Source organism: Streptomyces lydicamycinicus (assembly GCF_000829715.2).
Taxonomy (GTDB): domain Bacteria; phylum Actinomycetota; class Actinomycetes; order Streptomycetales; family Streptomycetaceae; genus Streptomyces; species Streptomyces lydicamycinicus.
In genome coordinates this window covers 294,614-312,536 of record NZ_BBNO01000005.1, presented here as the reverse complement: position 1 = coordinate 312,536, position 17,923 = coordinate 294,614, and the positions used below count along the sequence as shown (strand labels likewise).

14 protein-coding genes are annotated in these 17,923 nt (G+C 71.5%); 9 read left to right on the top strand and 5 right to left on the bottom strand.

Annotated features, from left to right (window positions below; all coding sequences use genetic code 11):
- The first annotated feature begins 97 nt into the window (after window positions 1-97).
- Genes TU31_RS19090 through TU31_RS19080 form a run of 3 tightly spaced genes read left to right on the top strand, consistent with a single transcriptional unit; the run spans window position 98 to window position 4,175 of the window.
- Window positions 98-2,050, top strand: a complete 1,953-nt coding sequence (locus tag TU31_RS19090; RefSeq protein WP_042156141.1) for an FtsX-like permease family protein — start codon at window positions 98-100, stop codon at window positions 2,048-2,050.
- 5 nt (window positions 2,051-2,055) lie between these two features.
- On the top strand, window positions 2,056-3,405 hold the full coding sequence (locus tag TU31_RS19085) for an MFS transporter (protein ID WP_158894537.1): 1,350 nt from the start codon (window positions 2,056-2,058) through the stop codon (window positions 3,403-3,405).
- Window positions 3,402-4,175, top strand: a complete 774-nt coding sequence (locus tag TU31_RS19080; protein WP_042156136.1) for an ABC transporter ATP-binding protein — start codon at window positions 3,402-3,404, stop codon at window positions 4,173-4,175. The genes TU31_RS19085 and TU31_RS19080 overlap by 4 nt, the downstream gene beginning before the upstream one ends.
- Before the next feature lie 555 nt (window positions 4,176-4,730).
- Here the strand turns inward: TU31_RS19080 and TU31_RS19075 are convergent.
- Together TU31_RS19075 and TU31_RS19070 are read right to left on the bottom strand one after the other, a co-directional pair.
- A complete protein-coding gene (locus TU31_RS19075) occupies window positions 4,731-5,411 on the bottom strand; it encodes a response regulator (RefSeq protein ID WP_042156133.1) in 681 nt (226 codons plus the stop codon).
- On the bottom strand, window positions 5,408-6,595 hold the full coding sequence (locus TU31_RS19070; protein ID WP_158894534.1) for a sensor histidine kinase: 1,188 nt from the start codon (window positions 6,593-6,595) through the stop codon (window positions 5,408-5,410). Before TU31_RS19070 ends, TU31_RS19075 begins: the two co-directional genes overlap by 4 nt.
- A 589-nt stretch (window positions 6,596-7,184) precedes the next feature.
- On the opposite strand from TU31_RS19070, the gene TU31_RS19065 reads away from it, so the two are divergent.
- The 5 genes from TU31_RS19065 to TU31_RS19050 all read left to right on the top strand — a co-directional run bounded on the left by TU31_RS19065 (window position 7,185) and on the right by TU31_RS19050 (window position 10,935).
- Complete coding sequence (locus TU31_RS19065) at window positions 7,185-7,799, top strand: hypothetical protein (RefSeq protein ID WP_078885851.1); 615 nt, start codon at window positions 7,185-7,187, stop codon at window positions 7,797-7,799.
- Entirely contained in the window at window positions 7,796-8,146 is a 351-nt protein-coding gene (locus TU31_RS19060; RefSeq protein WP_245698601.1) for a hypothetical protein, read from the top strand. The genes TU31_RS19065 and TU31_RS19060 overlap by 4 nt, the downstream gene beginning before the upstream one ends.
- Window positions 8,147-8,151: 5 nt before the next feature.
- Complete coding sequence (locus TU31_RS39820; RefSeq protein ID WP_245698600.1) at window positions 8,152-8,316, top strand: hypothetical protein; 165 nt, start codon at window positions 8,152-8,154, stop codon at window positions 8,314-8,316.
- 101 nt (window positions 8,317-8,417) lie between these two features.
- The gene (gene recQ / locus TU31_RS19055) at window positions 8,418-10,394 is read left to right on the top strand and encodes a DNA helicase RecQ (protein WP_107070725.1); all 1,977 of its coding nucleotides are present in this window, start codon (window positions 8,418-8,420) and stop codon (window positions 10,392-10,394) included.
- Between the two features lie 256 nt (window positions 10,395-10,650).
- Entirely contained in the window at window positions 10,651-10,935 is a 285-nt protein-coding gene (locus TU31_RS19050) for a hypothetical protein (RefSeq protein ID WP_042156128.1), read from the top strand.
- 2 nt (window positions 10,936-10,937) lie between these two features.
- Here the strand turns inward: TU31_RS19050 and TU31_RS19045 are convergent, their stop codons facing one another.
- Window positions 10,938-11,774 carry an isocitrate lyase/PEP mutase family protein gene (locus TU31_RS19045; protein ID WP_042156125.1) on the bottom strand — a complete coding sequence of 279 codons (837 nt, stop codon included), beginning with the start codon at window positions 11,772-11,774 and terminating at the stop codon, window positions 10,938-10,940.
- A 296-nt stretch (window positions 11,775-12,070) separates the two neighbouring features.
- On the opposite strand from TU31_RS19045, the gene TU31_RS19040 reads away from it, so the two are divergent.
- Entirely contained in the window at window positions 12,071-12,478 is a 408-nt protein-coding gene (locus TU31_RS19040) for a hypothetical protein (RefSeq protein WP_042156123.1), read from the top strand.
- A 252-nt stretch (window positions 12,479-12,730) separates the two neighbouring features.
- Here the strand turns inward: TU31_RS19040 and TU31_RS19035 are convergent, their stop codons facing one another.
- Together TU31_RS19035 and TU31_RS19030 are read right to left on the bottom strand one after the other, a co-directional pair.
- Entirely contained in the window at window positions 12,731-14,170 is a 1,440-nt protein-coding gene (locus TU31_RS19035; RefSeq protein WP_370682748.1) for a glycosyltransferase family 39 protein, read from the bottom strand.
- Between the two features lie 428 nt (window positions 14,171-14,598).
- Complete coding sequence (locus tag TU31_RS19030; protein WP_245698598.1) at window positions 14,599-17,745, bottom strand: D-alanyl-D-alanine carboxypeptidase; 3,147 nt, start codon at window positions 17,743-17,745, stop codon at window positions 14,599-14,601.
- Window positions 17,746-17,923 lie beyond the last annotated feature (178 nt).

The following is a 17,923-nucleotide window of genomic DNA, read 5'->3' as shown; positions in this document are numbered from 1 at the left end:
TAGCTCTCATCCATGAGAGACCAGTGCGGGGAGGCCACGATGAGGGTGGCCTCCCCGCACCGTCTCCAGCGTATCGCCCCGTGGAGGACAGGAATCCGTGTCTGCAGCGCTCCCCACCCCGCCCCCACTGACCATCACCCGTGCCACCCCGACCCGCCTCCTCTTGTCGGAGATACGGGCTTATCCCGGGCGGGTCATCGGCGCGGCGACAGCATGCTGCGCCACCGCGGCGGGTGTCGGGGCCTGCCTGCTCCTGCTGCTGGGCGCGAGCCTTGCCGATCACCCGGCGGACTCTCCCGAAGCGGCCGCCGCCAAGAGCACCCAGGACATCATGGCACTGCTGATGTCCCTGCTGCTGATGTGCGCGGTACTGGTCATCGGCTCCACCGTTTCGCTGTGGACCGGACAGCGGCTGCGGCAGTTCGCCGTCCTCAGGGCCCTGGGGATGACCGCCGCACGGCTGCGGCGTATGGCGGCCGTGGACGTGGCGCGCCTGGCCCTCGTCTCGGCGGCCTTCGGCACCGCGGCCGGAGCACTGCCGCTGGCAGGACTCGGACGCCGCATCCTCATCGAACAGAAGTTATTCCCCGCCGCCACCGAACTGCCGCCGCCCGCCCAGACCTGGGGTGCCTGCGTCGCCGTGTGCCTGGGAACCGTTGTCATCAGCGTGCTCGCCGCGCTGCTGAGCGTGCGGGCCGCCGGGCGGGTCAACGCGATCGATCTCCTCAAGGACCACGAGGGTGGGCCGGGGACCAAGCGCAGCCGGGCCCGGCTGATCACCGGTCTGTCCATGGCGGCACTGTTCTGCGCCCCGCTGCTGGTCGTCATGGCAGTCCCGGGGCTGCCTCCGAAGGTACGCGCCGGTGTCGCCCCCGGACTGGCGCTCTTCGTCATCCCCACCCTGGCCGTGCTGGCCCCGTGGGTCATCCCGCCGTTGACGGGCCCGGTGTGCGCCGTCCTGCGCGTGCTGGACCGGCGCGTGGGCACCATCGCCGCTGCCGGCCTGCGGGCAACGCCCGCGCGCACCACGGCCCTGGCCGTTCCCGTCCTGTTGTCCGCAGGAGTCACCGCCTGTCTGCTGGGCGGCGGCACCACCATGGGGCGCGCGGCCCAGCAGGAGGTCGAGGCGGCGCTCCGAGCCGACGCTGTTATCAGCGCGGAACCCGGCGCCCGGCTTCCGGCCACGCCCGGCCCGCTCTCCGGAGCCACCGCCACCCCTGTGATAGCCACCAAGGTCACTGTGCCTGGCCCCAAACGCCGTTCAGCGCCCAAGCCGACCCGTGCTTGGGGAGTGGACGGACGCGTGCTGTCGCGAGTGGTGAACCTGTCCGAGCGAGAGGGCGACATCACGAAGGTGGGCGAAGGCACCTTCGCCGCGGGTGCCGAATTCGCGGACCAGGCGAAGTGGAAGGTCGGCCAGTCCGTGGAACTGACCCTGGCCGACGCGACGCCGAAGCGGCTCACCCTCGTCGCCGTCTACGCACGCGACCTGGCCTTTCCCCACATGATTCTCCCGCGAGCCACCGCGCTCGCGCACACCACCTCTCCCACCGCCGACCGCATTTTCCTGACCGGACCGAGCAGCGCCTGGCCAGTGGCAAAGGGCCAGACCATCGCCTCACGCGAGGACTACGCGCAGACCTTCACCCGCAGTCCCGCCGACGATCTGGCCACTCGCCTGATAGCGGCGGTGGTCGCGGCGTACGCGCTGTTGGCGGCGGCCAATACCAGTGCGCTGGCACAGCGTGACCGGGTGGCGCAGCGCGCCCATCTGCGGGCCCTGGGCCTCAGTCGGTTCCAGATGCTGCGCTGTGTGCTCTACGAGGCACTCGGCGCGGGAGCGATCGGGGTGGTGCTGTCCGGCCTCGTCGCCGTGGTGTGCCTGGTCCCACTGTCCGTGACGCTCGGCCTCGGCCCGCTGCCGACGTTCGACGGCCCATGGACCGTCGGTGTATTGGCGGGTGCCGTGGTGGCGCTCGGCGTTCCCGCGGCCATGACCGCCCATCCGCTGCTGTCCGTCCAGCGGCAGTTCGCCCGGAGCGGGCAATGATGGCAGTGCCGTCGAGGCCGACGCTGGGCAGACCCTTCTGGCTGTTGTTCGGCGGGGAGGCCGCGTCGGCATTCGGAACGTCCGCCTCGATCGTCGCACTGCCGGTGGTCGCGTTACAGGCATCCGGGGACGTACGGGAAGCGGGACTGGCGAGTACGGCGTTGTCCGCGGGCGTTCTCCTGGCCCGTCTGCCTGCCGGGGTGTTCGCGGACCGTTTCGACCGCCGGGCGCTACTGCTCGGCGGCAATCTGCTCGGTGCGGCAATTCTGGTAACTCTGGCGTTGGTTCAGGCACGGGATGCCCTTTCGCTGCCCGTGCTGACACTTGCCGCGCTGCTTCTGGGCATGGTCGGCAGCACGTTGTCCCCGGCCGAGAACGTCGCCATCCGGAGTTTCGTCCACCCCGATCTCCTCGCCAGGGCGCTGTCGTTGACCCAGGCGCGGACGGCCGCGACCCTGATCGCCGGGCCGGCGGCCGGCGGCGCGCTGCTCGCCACGCAACCGGTGTGGGTCTTCGCCCTCGACGCCGCCACGTATCTCGTCGCGGCCGTCTGTATGGCGGCCCTGCCGTCGAGGGCCGGCCCCGTCGGCGTCGGGCGGCCCACGTTGAAGGCCGCCTGCGAAGGAATCCGCTTCCTGTGGCGCTCGCCGTTCCTGCGGTACGCGGCGGTCAACGCGGCCGTCCTCAACCTGGTCTTCAACGGCCTGCTGATCGTCGTCATCGCCTCGGCCGACGGCGGGGCGCAGGCCGCTCTGGGCATCGGGGCGCAGACCGCGGCGATCGGGGCCGGGGCCCTGGGAGGCTCCCTGATCGCCGCTCCGGCAGCCCGACGTCTCCCAGCGACGCGTGGGATCGCCCTGTCCACCGGCGTGATCGCTGTGGCGCTGGTGGGCTTTGCCACCGTCCACGACAGCTGGGCTGCCGCGTTCCTGCTCGCTCTCGCCTCCGCTTGTGGACCGGTGGTCACCGTCCTGCTGGCCACCGTGCAGATCCGGATGACACCGGCTGAGCTCCAGGGCCGGGTGCACAGCGGGACCGGTTTCCTCGCCCAGGCCATCTCCCCGCTGGGCCCCACCCTCGCGGCCGTGTCCACCCAAGCCTTCGGGCTCTTCCCGACCGTGCTGGGGGCCGCGCTGCTGGTGGTGCTCCTCGCCCTCGCCGGCGGCGCCATCACGGCTCGCCACCTCCACGCCTCGCCCCCGTACACGGCCGGACACACCACGGCCGACGGAGCCGGTGCCGACAGGGCTGACGCCCGTGGAACCGACGGCGCCGAGCCGACAGCGACGGGTCGGCACCAGGGCCGGCGATCAGAAACCGACGGTCAGGAACTACAGATGAGGAGCCGCGCATGATCCCGTCGCACCCCCCGTTGGGCCGTCCGGACCATCCCCCGGCAGCCGCTGCCCGCGACCTCACCAAGGTCCACGACATGGGCGGCCACCAGGTAACAGCGTTGGACCAGGTGTCCTTCGACGTCCACCAAGGTCACTTCACGGCCATCATGGGCCCCTCGGGTTCCGGAAAGTCCACCCTGATGCACTGTCTGGCCGGGCTCGACTCCCCGTCCTCCGGCGCGGCCTGGATCGGCGAGGTCAATCTCGCCAAGCTGTCGGACCGGCAGCTGACGTTGATGCGCCGGGACCGGATCGGGTTCATCTTCCAGGCGTTCCATCTGCTGCCGACCCTCACCGTCATGGAGAACATCACGCTGCCGATGTCCCTCGCCGGGAAGCGCCCGGACCAACAATGGCTCACCGAAGTGATCGCCACGCTGGGCCTGCGGGAGCGGCTGGCCCACCGGCCCCCTCAGCTGTCCGGCGGTCAGCAGCAGCGAGTCGCCTGCGCCCGCGCGCTGCTGAATCAGCCGGAGATCATCTTCGCGGACGAGCCCACCGGGAACCTCGATTCCCGGGCGGGGGCCGAGGTGCTGCGGCTGCTTCGGGAGTCGGTCCAGCAGCTGGGGCAGACCATCGTCATGGTTACGCACGACCCGGTGGCCGCCTCCTACGCCGACCGCGTGGTCTTCCTCGCCGACGGCAGGATCGTCGACGAACTGCAGCAGCCAACGGCGGACGGAGTGCTGGACCGTATGCGGATGTTCGATCCTATGGATGGCGCGTGAAGCAGCGGCCCGTGGCGCGGCGGAGCTGTCGGCATCGCGATCACGATGCCGACCATCCGTCGGTGCGACTGGACACCCCGGGTCCATATGCCGGCCAGACGCCGGCCGGACAACCGAACCTGAATACCCGTCAACCACCCCTGCCCAGCCGACCAGCCGGCGCGGCGTTCACAGCGCGCCATCGGGCCCACGTGCCAGTAGCGGCGCAGGCTGTCCGGCCAGTGGCCGGTGAAAGAGATCCGGCCGTGGGTCGCCTTGAGCGCGACGATGCCGGTGTAGTGGGCCGATCCGCGCATCGAGATCGCGACGTCGCTGCCGAGGCCGATCGCTCGAGGTGCGCCCGGACGACCTCCAGCGGGGACAGCTCCCGCGTCCGGATCCGGGCGGCCAGGTCGGTGGCATCCAGGAAGCAGATATCGGTCGGCGTCATCGGCACTCATCACGCGAAACCAGGGACAACGGAACCCCCTCACCTCGCTTCGAACGCGTGCGCGATCAGGCTGCCTGGGGGTGGGCGGCCCGATCAGCAGCCGCTTGCCGGAGTGGGCGGGGAGGCTATGAGGCCGGTGGGGTGAGGCCGGTTCGCCAGGACCAGGCGGCGATTTCGACGCGGTTGCGGAGTTTCAGCTTGGCTTGGATGTTGGCGAGATGGGTCTTGGCCGTGCCCGCTGAGATGACGAGTTCGGTGGCGATTTCCTGGTTGGTGAGGCCTCGGGCCACCAGGCGGGCGATGTCGCGTTCGCGGTCCGTGAGGGCGTCCGGGCCGGGGCCGGGGTGGGGGTGGGGGTGCGAGGGCGGCGGCGGGGAGAGCCGGCGGAGGAGTCGTACGGTGATCTGGGGGCTGATCAGCGCGTCGCCCGCCATGGCTGCGCGGACGCCCTCGATCAGCAGGTTCGGGCCGGAGCGTTTGAGCAGGAAGCCGCAGGCGCCGTGGTGCAGGGCGGTGTGGACGTAGTCGTCGAGGTCGAAGGTGGTGACGACGACCACCTTGGTCGGCCGGGGGGACTCGGGCCCGGCGAGCAGGCGGGTGAGTTCCAGCCCGTCGAGGCGGGGCATGCGGATGTCCGCCAGGACGACGTCCGGCCGCAGGTGGCGGGCCAGTTCGAGGGCGGTGGCGCCGTCCGCGGCCTCGCCGATGACGGTCATGTCCGGCTGCGAGTCGAGGACGAGCCGGAAGCCGCTGCGGACGTCGTCCTGGTCGTCGGCCAGGAGGATGCGGGTGGGGGTGCCGCTCATGTCGTCTCCGGGGGGAGCGGGTGGGTCTGCGGGAGTACGGCCCGTAGCCGCCAACCGCCGTCGTGCGGGCCGTAGGTGAGGGTTCCGCCGGTCGCCTGGACGCGTGCGCGCAGGGAGGCCAGGCCGCGGCCGCCGTGGCCGGCGCGTTGCCGTCGGGCGCGGAGGGCGGTGGCGGGAGCGGTTCCGGCGTCGTTGGTGATCTGGATTTCGAGGGTGGGCACCCGGGGGTGGGCGGTGAGGTCGCTGCCGGTGGCTGGGGTGAGGGTCACCTCGACGCGGGCTGATCCCGGGGCGTGGCGGCGGACGTTGGTGAGGGCCTCCACGACCATCCGGTAGGCGGTGGAGCTGGTCTCGCGGGAGAGGGTTTCGGGGGTGGTGGGCGGCATGGTGAGGCGAGCCTCGGTGGCTCCGGCGGAGGTGAAGCGTGCGATGAGGGTGGGGAGTTGGGCTACGCCTGGTAGGGGCTCGGGGTGGGGCGTGGAATCCAGGGGTGGGGCGGGGAGTGTGGGGGCCTGCTGGGGCGGTGGGGCGGCGGGTGGTGAGTTGAGGGCGTCAGGTGTTTGGGAGGCAGGAGGTGGTTGGTGGGCCTCTGATGGCCTGGGGTCATCTGTTGCTGGGCGGGCCTGCGGCGGTGTGGGCGCGTCCGGGCGGCTGATGCCGTTGCCGTGTGCCTCGTGGAGCATGCGTACGGTGCGGTCCATGGACGCCAAGGCGTTCAGGCCGGCTCGTTCGATGCGTTCCAGTGCCGGCAGGGCCTGACCCGGGTCGGATTCGGCCACGAAGCGGGCGGCCTGTGCCTGCGCGACGATGCCGCTGATGTCATGGGCGACGAAGTCATGCAGATCTTGGGCGAGTTCGAGCTGCTGGGAGCGCCGGGTCTCGATGACCAGCCGGCGCCGTCGATTCTCCACCAGCCGTGGATAGCCGCCCACAACGGCCGCGCCCAGCACCGGAAGCGTCCAGAACGCAGCGGCACCGGCCAGCGGCAATACGGACGGGTCCGGGACAAGGGGCAGCGTCCATGTCGCGACTGCCACCCCTGCCACCACAGCCGCGATCACCGCCTGCCGGAGCGGCGCCCAACGCGCCACTACGGCAAGGAGCATCAGCAGCATCGCCATTTCGGCCAGCCGCCATACGGACCCCCAGGGCGCCGACGGAGGGTCGCAGGCCACTGTGGTCATCAGCGACAGGCTTCCGACGAGCGCCAACGGGCGAGCGAGGCGGTCACGCGAGCCCGGCCAACGGGCAACGGCCCAGAGGAGCAGGGCGGCGGACGCGAGGGCCGGGACGGCTCCGTAGGGGACCGCCGGCCAGGTGCCGTACGCGAGGGGGAAAGCGAGCAGGGCTGCGCAGCCCGTTAAGCCCGTCCCCATGTGACGCCTCATCCAGGCCCACCCCCCATGTACCGCCCGCCACGGGCGGGCACAGCCCCCGTATCGCTGTATGGCCATGCGCCGCCCTGGCTGCTCAAGGCGTGCATCGGCCCACGCCGTCGATCCTACGAGCGGCCGCCCGGGCACTCCCTCCGCCGAACGGCAGAGAGGACGCCCGCTTCGGCGCCCGGAATCCGCTGATCGGCAGATGGCCGGGCGCCGCGGCCCGGCGTCAGATGGGAGGTGTCATCGACAGGGCGGTGGCCGTCAAGGCTGCTGCGTATTGAAGGAGTTCATCGTGCCCGGCATTACTTCTTCCGTTCGTTCGTCGTGCCTCGCCGGTACGGGCTTCGCCAGTTCTCGCCGTCGTAGGGCCGTAGTGGGAGCCGGTGCCGCTGTGGCCGTGCTCGTCGGGCTGACGGGGAGTACGCCCGCCGCGTCCGCTGCTCCCTCGGGTGCCGCGGCCGTCTCGAAGGCGCCGACCGGGCTCGCCCGGGTGAGTGGCCAGGCGCGCGTCTTCTACGCCTACTCGCCGCATGACGAGATCCGCTTCTCCGTCGATGCGACAGCTGCCCCGTTCAGCCGGCCGGTCGGCGGGCTGCCTCAGGGGATGCCCACCGACGCACGGGGCACTGTCACGGTCTCCCACTGGTCGCCCGGGAAGGGGCAGGGCCGGCGTGCGGAGGCCGCGGTGGACTGCCTGGTCACCGGGGGCGGCACCGCGACGCTCAGCGCCAGAGTGACCAAGTCCGAGGACCCCGACGAGATCGGGGAGCGGCTGGGCTTCAGCGTCACGAGCGGTGGGCCCGGCAAGGGGCGGATCGGCTTCTCCTGGGCCGTGTCGAACGTCGACGTCGTCAATGGCAAGGCCGTCTTCCCGCATGTCGGCACGTGTATGGCACCGGCTCCCTTCGCCGCGGTGACGAAGGGCGGCTTCAAGGTCAGGCATGCGGAGCTGCCGCCGCTGCCGACGGGGTGGGGGAAGCAGGCCGAGGGGGCCGGCACCCGATGACGACGCCCGCGGTGCGCCCGCTCGTACCCCGTCCGGTGCGGTGGGCGGCGCATGCCGCGCCGCTGACGCTGCTGCCGTCGGGGCTGTGGCGGTGCGCCATAGCCTTCGGGGTGCCGTCCGGGTTCGATGTGAGTCATCCGCTGCACCGGAGCAACTTCCCCGGGTGGACGTCGCTGTATTTGATCGGGCTGAGCCTGGTTGCCGAGGGGCTGGGGCTGCTCACCCTCGGACTGGTCCAGCCATGGGGCGAGCGGGTGCCGCGCCGGGTGCCCGTCCTGGCGGGCGGCGCATTCCCGTCCCGGCCGCCGTGGTCCCCGCCTCACTGGGCGCCGCCGCGGTCACCGTGATCACGGTGGTGTCGTCGTTCGGCTGGGGCGAGGAGATGTCCGACCCCGGCGCCCCGAAGGGCGTGGCGGCCTGGGTGATGACCGTCTCCTATCTGCCGCTGCTGGCCTGGGGCCCGCTTCTGGGGTGGGTGACGGTGGCGTACTGGCATCGGCGCCGCAGGGCCGGCTGACGGCGCCGGACGGTGTGAGTTATCCACAGGGTCGACGGGGACCCCCGCGAAGCTCGTAGGCTTTCGGAATGGCTCTGGCGGACGTGGAAGTGGTCGTGGACATGGATGTGGAAGGCGCTTCGGACGCAGGCGAGGCGGTGCAGGTGCTGCGCCGGGTGTTCGGGTATGACGCGTTCCGCGGCAGCCAGCAGGAGATCATCGAGCACGTCATAGGGGGCGGGGACGCGGTCGTCCTGATGCCCACCGGTGGCGGCAAGTCGCTGTGTTATCAGATTCCCTCGCTGGTCAGAAGCGGTGTGGGGGTGGTGATCTCGCCGCTGATCGCGTTGATGCAGGACCAGGTCGACGCCTTGCGGGCGCTCGGTGTGCGGGCCGGGTTCCTGAATTCGACGCAGGATCTGGAGGAGCGTCGGCTCGTCGAGGCGGAGTTCCTGGCCGGAGAGCTGGATCTGCTGTATCTGGCGCCCGAGCGGCTGCGGGTCGAGCAGACGCTGAATCTGCTCGACCGCGGGAAGATCTCCCTCTTCGCGATCGACGAGGCGCACTGTGTCGCCCAGTGGGGCCATGACTTCCGGCCGGACTATCTGGCGCTGTCGATGCTGCACGAGCGGTGGCCCGAGGTGCCGCGGATCGCGCTGACCGCCACCGCGACCGAGGCCACGCATACCGAGATCACCTCACGGCTGCGGATGGCGGACGCCCGGCATTTCGTGGCGAGCTTCGACCGGCCGAACATCCAGTACCGGATCGCGTCGAAGAGCGAGCCGAAGAAGCAGCTCCTGGAGCTGCTGCGGAACGAGCACGCCGGAGACGCCGGGATCGTCTACTGCCTGTCGCGGGCGTCGGTGGAGAAGACCGCGCAGTTCCTGGTGGACAACGGCATCGCGGCGGTGCCGTATCACGCGGGGCTCGATCCGCGGACGCGGGCCGAGCACCAGGGCCGGTTTCTGCGGGAGGACGGACTGGTCGTGGTCGCCACGATCGCGTTCGGAATGGGCATCGACAAGCCGGATGTCCGGTTCGTGGCCCATCTGGATCTGCCGAAGTCCGTGGAGGGCTACTACCAGGAGACGGGGCGCGCCGGGCGGGACGGGCAGCCGTCGACGGCCTGGCTTGCGTACGGGCTCCAGGATGTGGTGCAGCAGCGGAAGATGATCGACGGGTCGGAGGGCGACGAGGCGCACCGGCGGCGACTGGCGGCCCATCTCGACGCGATGCTGGCGCTGTGCGAGACGGTGCAGTGCCGGCGGGTGCGGCTGCTGGCCTACTTCGGGCAGGAGAGCAGCGCGTGCGGCAACTGCGATACGTGCCTGGCCCCGCCGCAGACCTGGGACGGCACGGTGCCCGCGCAGAAGCTGCTGTCCACGGTCGTACGGCTCCAGCGTGAGCGCGGGCAGAAGTTCGGCGCGGGCCAGATCATCGACATTCTTATGGGGAAGAAGACCGCCAAGGTCATCCAGTTCGATCACGACGGGCTGAGCGTCTTCGGCGTGGGCGCCGACCTCCGGGAGGCCGAATGGCGGGGCGTCGTACGGCAGTTGCTGGCGCAGGGGCTGCTCGCCGTCGAGGGTGATTACGGCACGCTGGTGCTCACGGAAGCCAGCGGCGAGGTGCTGGGCGGCCGGCGCGAGGTGCCGATGCGGCGGGAGCCGGAGAAGGCGGCGCGGGCGGCCCGGACGAAGGCGAAGGGCAAGCGCGCGGTACCGGCGGACCTGCCGGAGGCGGCACTACCGGTCTTCGAGGCGCTGCGCGGCTGGCGGGGCCGTACGGCCAAGGAGCAGGGCGTGCCCGCGTATGTGATCTTCCACGATGCGACGCTGCGGGAGATCGCCACGCTCGGGCCGACGACGATGGCCGAGCTGGGCACGGTCAGCGGTGTCGGCGAGAACAAGCTCGCGAAGTACGGCCAGCCGATCCTGGATGTGCTGGCCGGGCGAGAGGCTCCGGAGGGCGTGGGCGCGGACGTGGGCGCAGCCGCCGGTGCCGCGCAGGTGGCTGGGGCGGGCGAGGCGCATCACGCCGTACCGGAGCCGGAGGACGAGGAGCTGCCGGAGCCGCCGGATGACATCGATTGGTGAGCCGGAGGGTGTCGTAGCGGTCGGGGGGTGAGAGCGGCTGGGGTGGGCGCGTCGAATGGGCACGACCAAGGGGGGAATTCGATGGATTTGGCCCGGCCTGCGCGGGCGTTCCTTCACAGGACCGATCCCAGAGATCTCGGTGACTGTTACACAACAGATGGGTCGCCGTTAAGGACGCTCCGTAGCGTGCTGACTCTCATCGCGTTCTTTATCGCATCCCTACGGCGGCCCGGGCCGCCCACGACGAGGAGTACCCATGCGGGCCCAGCGCCGCTCCGTGATCCGTACCGCCACCGTGGCCACCGGTGCGCTGGCCGTGCTGCTGCTCCCCACGGGCGCCGCCTTCGCCGCCGAGCCCGGCGTTTCCTCGGAGAGCCGGACCTCGATCATGCTGCCCGACGACGGGCTGGTCGGACTCGCGGAGAAGGCCGGCCACCTGCCCAAGGCGGGCCTGATCGGTGGCGCCGGTGTGCTGGGCGTGGCCGCCACGGCCCTCACCGTCCACCGTCGACGGCACGGAAGCCGCAGCCAGCAGGCCTGAACCTATTCCTCCTCCCCCACCAGCCGCTGTACCTCGGCGTAGCCCAGGACCTCGCCGGCCGCCCCGGCCGCTTCCGCCGGCTGCTGGCCGGTACGGATGGCGTCCGCCGCCGTGAGAGCGGCCTGGAGGCCGGTCCGGAAGAGCAGGGAGCCGGTGCTGATGCGGCGTACGCCGAGCTCCGCCAGACGGCTGACGGTGTGCCGGCCGGGAGCGAAGAGGATGTTCAGCGGGGCGGGGACCTCGGCGACCAGGGTCGAGATCTCCTCGTCGGCGACGACGCCCGGCACGAAGACGCCGTCCGCGCCCGCGGCCAGATACGTCTCGGCGCGCGAGAGCGTGACCGAGAGGGGCGGCGGGTTGTCCGCCAGCCAGTGGGTGTCGATCCGGGCGTTGAGGAACAGGCCCGGGGCCCGTTCCTTCACCGCGCTGATCAATTCGGCCTGCTGCACCGGATCCTTCAGCCCCTCGCCGCCGGGCAGCCCGTCCTCCAGATTCAGCCCGGCCGCCCCCGCCTCCGCCAACTCTGCGGCCAGATCCCCCACTTGGCCTGCATCGCCGCCGAAGCCACCCTCCACGTCGACCGTGTAGGGGCAGGCCAGCCGACCATTGAGCCGCAGCGCGAGCGCCACCGTGGCGTCCCGGACCTCGGCGAGCCCGCGCCCGTCCGGGTAGCCGTGGGCCGCGGCGACGCCCAGGCTCGTGGTGCCGACTGCCGCGTATCCGGCCCCGGCGAGTGCGACGGCCGAGATGACGTCCCAGGCGTTGGGCAGCAGCAGCGGCTGATCGGCGTGGTGCAGCGCGTGGAAGTGGAAGGTGGCGTACTCCGGGGAGGTGCTCATATGGGCACCGTAGGCCGGAGTCCCTTCTGTAGGGGGCGAAGACTCGCGGCGGACGACGCAGTCATGACCACTCCGGCGTACAGCCACCGTGCGCCACCGCCCGTCCGCCCCCCGGAACCGCGCACACCGCCCGGCCCGGTGGCCTCGGCTCCTCCATCGCCGCCCGGCCCGCGCCCTCGGCTCCCTCACTGCCGCCCGGCCCGTGCCCCTCCCCTCGGCTCCCCCACCACCGCCCGCCGACCCCGCGCCCCGAAATCACCGCGCGCCCGCCCGCCCCGGCGCCATACCGTACGAGCATGATCGAGACGTCGCCCCGGAGCGAGGCCGCGCCCACCACCCTCACCCTCTGGCGACCCACCGGCCCCGAGGAGCTCGCCCTGGTCGAGGCCTCCGGCTGGCGCGCCTGGCCGCCGCGCCTGCCCGACCAGCCGATCTTCTATCCCGTGCTCAACGAGGACTACGCGATACGGATCGCCCGCGACTGGAATGTGCCGGCCTCCGGCGTCGGCCATGTCACCCGCTTCGAGATCGAGGCGGACTTCGCCGCGCGCTATCCGGTACGGCAGGCGGGCGGCGAGACGATCCTCGAACTGTGGGTCCCCGCCGAGGAGCTGGCGGAGTTCAACCGGCACATCGTCGGGCGCATCGAGCTGGTCCGCAGCTTCCGGCCGGCTCGGGAGGGGCCATCGGAGAACGGGGAATGAGGGGACGGGGAGCGACCAGTCAAGGAACGGCCGGCAGGGAGTGACCAGCCGGGGGTGACCGAGCGGCGAACGGCCGGGGCGGGATGACCGGGCGGGGAATGACCCGGCAGGGAACAGCCCCAGAGGCCGCCCGGCCGGGACCAGCACCACCGCCCCGCCCGGCCGCCCCCTCCATACGCCGCCCACACCTACGCCGCCCCCGGAAAGCACCGCCAAGCCCCCCGGCTCACCTCCCCCTCGCCGAGCCCCCGCCTACCGACCGCCTCCCCCACCACATGCCCCCGGCCGCCCGTACACCGTGATCCGGGCGCCCCGGACCTCCCTGCTGCCACAGATCTCGAAGGCGGCGCGCAGCGTGGACCGCTTGGCGATTTCCTGGCCGCTGTCATCGGCCGGCTGACCGTCCGGGTCCCCGGCGACGACGATCCGGCGGGCGGCCAGCATCCGGTCGCGGATCACATCGCCGGCGCGCTCGGTGCCGTAGAGGGTGTGCGAGGCCAACGGGCTCTTGGCCAGCGCGAGATCGTGCAGCCCGCGGAACTCGTGCGGCAGGGTCGCCCGCCAGATCCGCCGCCGGGCCGGCATGAACAGCAACCCGTCGCCGGGCTCGGCCACCGCGCGTACGGCGTGCGCGACCGCGGTGACATCGTCGACCCGGCTGTCCGGGCTGCGCAGATGGACGTTGACCGGCAGCAGCGCCGCCGGCAGCAGCGCCACCGCCGCCGCCCGACGCAGTCGCCGGCCACGGGTCTGGCCCCGCTCACCGGCCGGCCGCAGCAGCCGCGCCAGCGCGGCGCCCGCGAGCAGCGCGAACCCGACGACGTAGTAGAGGACATAGCGGTCCACGTACGCCGGCTCGACATGGGAGAGCAGCAGCAGGAGGAGGGTGGGCAGAAGCAGCAGCGGGACGCCGAGGGCCCGCAGCCCGATGGGGCCGCGGGAACGGATCCGGACGCGGGCGCAGGCGATGCCGAGGACGGCGAGCACGGCGAAGGTCAGCAGTTGGAGGGGGTCCGGCCACATGAGCCAGCTGATCTGGGCCGACTGGCGGGTGCTGAACACCGCGAGCGGCGCCAGACCGGCAAGGACGGCGGCCGAGGCGAGCAGCCAGGCACGCAGTACGCGGCGGGGCAGCCGCGCCAGGACCACCGCGGCGCCCTGCGCGGGCAGCGCCAGCACCGCGAACTCATGCAGCAGGCAGGCGGCCAGCATCAGCGCCGTATAGCCGGCCCACAGCCCTTTGCGCGGCCGGGTCGCGGCCAACACCAGCACATACGTGGCCCAGACGACCAGCGCGCAGACCATCGCGTATGAGCGGCCCTCCTGCGCGTACTGCTGGACGACCGGGATCAGCGCGAAGGTGAAGCCCGCCAGCAGCCCCGCCCGCCGGCCGACCAGGCGCTGCCCCAGCAGCGCGACGCCGGCGGCAGCGACCGTCATCGCCACTACGGACGGCAGCCGCAGCCCGACCGCATCGCCGAAAGTGCCACGGAGGGTGGCGTCGTAGCCGGCGAACCAGAGGTGCATCAGCGCGTAGTACAGGCCATGCACGACATCGACGTGCTGGAGCGTGTGCCACAGGTCGGCCAGGCCGCGGTGCGCCATGTCGTAGGTGACCGCCTCGTCCCTCCATATGGCGTCCTGGCGGCGGATCCCCCATGCCCCCAGGAACAGCATCAGCCCCACGGGCATCAGCACCACCGCGCCCTGCGCCACCCAGGTACCGCGGGCGGCGACGGCGGACACATACGTCTTCTGCGCTTGCGCTACGTCGATGACGGGCTCCGGTCACGGACGGACAGACGAACGGACGGACAGACGAACGGTCAGACGAACGGGGCCGGACCAAGGGGTTCAGACGAACGGGGTCGGACGAGATGAGTCAATCGATGAGACAAACAAGGGGGTGGGCGAGGGGTCGAACGACGAGACGGGCGGACGATCGGCCGAAGGCCGAAAGGCCGAAGGCCGAAAGGCCGAAGGCCGAAAGGCCGAAGGCCGAAAGGCCGAAGGCCGAAAGGCCGAAGGCCGAAAGGCCGAAGGGCCGGGGACGACCGGTGGCCTGGGGCACTCCCCCTCAGCCAACCAGCGCCCCCGGCCCCCGGCCCCCGGCCCCCTGCTCAGCCGATGCGGATCAGCTTCGCGCCGAAGCCCGGCTCGACAAGGTCCTGCTTCAGGGCCACCGGCACCTTCTGCGCGCTCTCGCCGTCGCCGACCGTCAGCACGCCCACCTCGGTGCCGGCCTTCGCCGTGTGCGGGATGCTCTTGCCGCCGTCGCTCATGGAGAACTTGGCCTTCATACCGGCCCAGCCGACCGCCGACAGGTTCTTGGTCGCCACGACCGGCGTCTCACCGCCGAGCCCGTCGTCCACATAGCCGACGACCTGGCCCTTCTTGACCACGGTCGCCGAGGTCAGCGCGTCGCGGGCACCCGTGATCACCTTCGAGGTGTTGTTCAGAGCCAGCGGGAGCGAGCTGGAGCCGTTCGGGTCCGGGCCGCTGACGTGCTGATCCATCGTCACACCGATCAGCAGCTGGTCCTTGTCGCCGACGGTGCGGTAGCCGGCCCACATGAACGTTCCGCCGGCCGGCGTGCTCGACCCCGTCTTGATGCCGGCGACCTTGCCCGCCATCGTCGTGAGCAGCGTGTTGTTGTTGTAGATCCGCTCCGGCAGGCCCGGGATCTGGACGTTCTCGGTGCGCACGACCTCGCGGAAGGCGTCGTTCTTCATGACCTCTTCAGCGAGCTTGAGCTGGTCGACCGCGGTGCTCTTGGTCGACGCGTCCAGGCCGCTGGGGTCGGTGTAGGTCGTCTTGGTCATCCCCAGGTCCTTGGCGGCGGCCTGCATCTTCTTCGCGAAGGCCTTCTCGGACCCGGCGTCCCAACGCGCCAGCTGCCGCGCGGCGTTGTTGCCGGAGGGGATCATCAGCATCTGAAGCATCTGGTACTGCGTGAACGTCTGCCCCTTCTTGAGCGTCACACGCGACTCGTCCCGCTTCTGCGAGTCCGCCTCGGCCTGCGCGTCGATCGTGATCGTCTGGCCCTTCTCGCCCTTCTTGAGCGGGTGGTCACGCAGGATCACATACGCGGTCATCGCCTTGGCGACGCTCGCGGTCGGTACGGGCTTGGCCTCGCCGGACGTGCCCATGTTTCCGACGCCGACGACCTTGACGGCGGCCTGGCCCTGGTTGGGCCACGGAATCGAGAGCTTGCCGCCCTCGAAGGTGAACCCGGTCGACGTACCGACGGCGAGCTCGGGGGCAGGCAGCGGACGGACCGCCTGGACGACCACGAAGATGATCGCCAGCAGCACCGCGAGCGGGGTCCAGATCTTGAACCGGCGGACGACCGTACGCAGCGGGGTCTCGGGCGGCGGCGGGGTGTTGGTGAGCTGCGCCAGGAGGTCGAGCGGCGGCAGCGGCTGCTGCTTGGTGCGCTCGGCCTCGGGCAGCTCGGACGGGGCGGCCGTGGCGCCCGTGGTGGCGGGCGGCATGGCGCCCGGCCGGTCCGCGGGCTTGGGCGCCGCGGCCGGCTTGGCGGAGCCGGCGGGCTCGGCGGCCGGCAGCGCGCCGGTGGCCTTGCCGGCCGGCTTGGCACCGGACTTGCCGGCGGGCTTCTCCGCGACCTTGCCCTCGGGCTTGTCGGCCGTCTTGTCCGCGGGCTTGCCGACGGCCTTGTCCCCGGGCTTGTCCGCGGCCTTGTCAGGCGTACGGGCGGGCGTCTTCGGCGCCGTCTTGCCCAGCGACTTGCCCGCCGTGCCGTCGTCCGCCGACTTCAGCGCCACGAACTGGCTGGTCCGCTCCGAGTCCCGCTCGGCGACCTTCGCCGCCTTGGCCTCGTTCTTGACCTCGGCGTTCTTGTCCTTGGCGTCGGTCTTGGCGTCGGCCTTGCCCTTGCTCTCGGGCTTGTCCTTGGCCTTGCTCTTGGCCGCGTCGCCGTCCTTGGCGGGCGGGGTGATCTTGAACGCGGTGGTCGCCTGATCGACGGCCTCCGCCTCGGCACCCTTCTTTGACTTCGCAAACGCAAAGACGCGCGTCGCCTCATCGACCGCCGACTCCTCGGCCTCAGCCGCTTCGCCGCCCGTGCCGTCCCCGTTGCCCTCACTCGCCGCACCGGCCGCCCCACCGGGCTTGCCCTTCTGCGGCCCGACGGTCTTGAACACGGCGGTCGGCTGATCGACAACCTTGGCCTTGGAAGACGAGGCGGGCTTACCCCCGGAGCCGGACTTGGCCTGCCCCTCAGACTTGCCCCCGGAGCCGGGCTTGGCCTGACCCTCAGACTTGCCCTCGGAGCCGGGCTTGGCCTGCCCCTCAGACTTGCCCTCGGCCTCGGACTTGCCCTCAGGGCCGCCCTCGCTCCGGGCCTCACCCTTACCCTTGGGCTGGGTCTTCGCCTCGGGCTGCGACTTCACGCCGGCCTTGGAGCCACCACGGCCGGCATCGGCGCCGGCGTCCGCCTCGCCACCGGCATCCGTCTCGGCATCGGCGTCAGTGTCAGCGTCGGTGTCAGCTCGGGAATCGGCGTCGCCGTCGCCCTCCGCCCCGGACGCGGCAGACTTCACCCCGGCCCCGGACCCGGACCCGGCCTTCGCCGTCGCCCCGGCCTCAGCACCCTCATCGGCGCCCTCGTCCGCGCCCTTCTCCGCCTTCGCCTCCGCCTTCACCGACGGCCGTACCTCAGACTTCGCGCCCGGCTTCGCACCGGGCTTCGCATCGGCCTTTGCATCGGCCTTTGCACCAGACTTCGCTTTCGGCTTTGCGGCGGCACCAGCACCAGCCCCCGAAGCCTCACCCGACCCAGCGGCCGACTCCGCCTCTGCCTCAGCCTTCACGTCGGACGCCGACGCCGCAGCAGCGCCGGCCTCACCGTCGCCACCCTCACCCGCCTCGGCGCCCTCGGCATCCTCGCCGCTCTCGCCGTCCTCATCGCCCGTGCCCGCGACCCAGGCGGCCACAGCGGCGCGCAGACGGGCGTCGCCACCCTCGGTGCCCGCACCGCCCTCCTCGGCCCCCTGAGGCTCCGCAGGCGCGCCCTCAGACGCGCCCTCGGACGCCGACTCGACCCGGGACTCCGCCTCCGCCGCGGCCTCCGCCCCGTCCTCCTCAGGCTTCGGATGCTTCCCGGCATCCGATTCCTTCGCCGATTCGTCCGGCTTCCCGCGGAAGGCCGACAGCCGCGGATCACGTTCGTTCCGCGCCGTCTTCCCCGACGACTGCTTCTTGTCCGACTTGTCGGGGGACTCGCCCGCCACCGATGTCTCCTTCATACGTCCCACTGCTGCCTGGCCCAGTGTTCCCAAGTGTCCTGTGTCCACGTGGCCTCATCTCGCCGCCACGCGTACCGGTAGGTGCCGCACCCCTCAGAAAGATGTCGCCGACGTGCAAGACGAGAACGACATACCTACCGGTTCCATACCGAACCCCCCACGCACTCTCGACAGATGA

Bases quoted from the DNA above. Each gene is read 5' to 3' on its own strand.
- TU31_RS19075 (WP_042156133.1), bottom strand. From the start codon at position 5,411: ATGAGCGGCACCCCCACCCGCATCCTCCTGGCCGACGACCAGGACGAC.
- recQ (WP_107070725.1), top strand. From the start codon at position 8,418: ATGGATGTGGAAGGCGCTTCGGACGCAGGCGAGGCGGTGCAGGTGCTG.
- TU31_RS19080 (WP_042156136.1), top strand. From the start codon at position 3,402: ATGATCCCGTCGCACCCCCCGTTGGGCCGTCCGGACCATCCCCCGGCA.
- TU31_RS19030 (WP_245698598.1), bottom strand. From the start codon at position 17,745: ATGAAGGAGACATCGGTGGCGGGCGAGTCCCCCGACAAGTCGGACAAG.
- TU31_RS19070 (WP_158894534.1), bottom strand. From the start codon at position 6,595: ATGACCACAGTGGCCTGCGACCCTCCGTCGGCGCCCTGGGGGTCCGTA.
- TU31_RS19060 (WP_245698601.1), top strand. From the start codon at position 7,796: ATGACGACGCCCGCGGTGCGCCCGCTCGTACCCCGTCCGGTGCGGTGG.
- TU31_RS19045 (WP_042156125.1), bottom strand. From the start codon at position 11,774: ATGAGCACCTCCCCGGAGTACGCCACCTTCCACTTCCACGCGCTGCAC.
- TU31_RS19050 (WP_042156128.1), top strand. From the start codon at position 10,651: ATGCGGGCCCAGCGCCGCTCCGTGATCCGTACCGCCACCGTGGCCACC.
- TU31_RS19040 (WP_042156123.1), top strand. From the start codon at position 12,071: ATGATCGAGACGTCGCCCCGGAGCGAGGCCGCGCCCACCACCCTCACC.
- TU31_RS19035 (WP_370682748.1), bottom strand. From the start codon at position 14,170: ATGCCCGTGGGGCTGATGCTGTTCCTGGGGGCATGGGGGATCCGCCGC.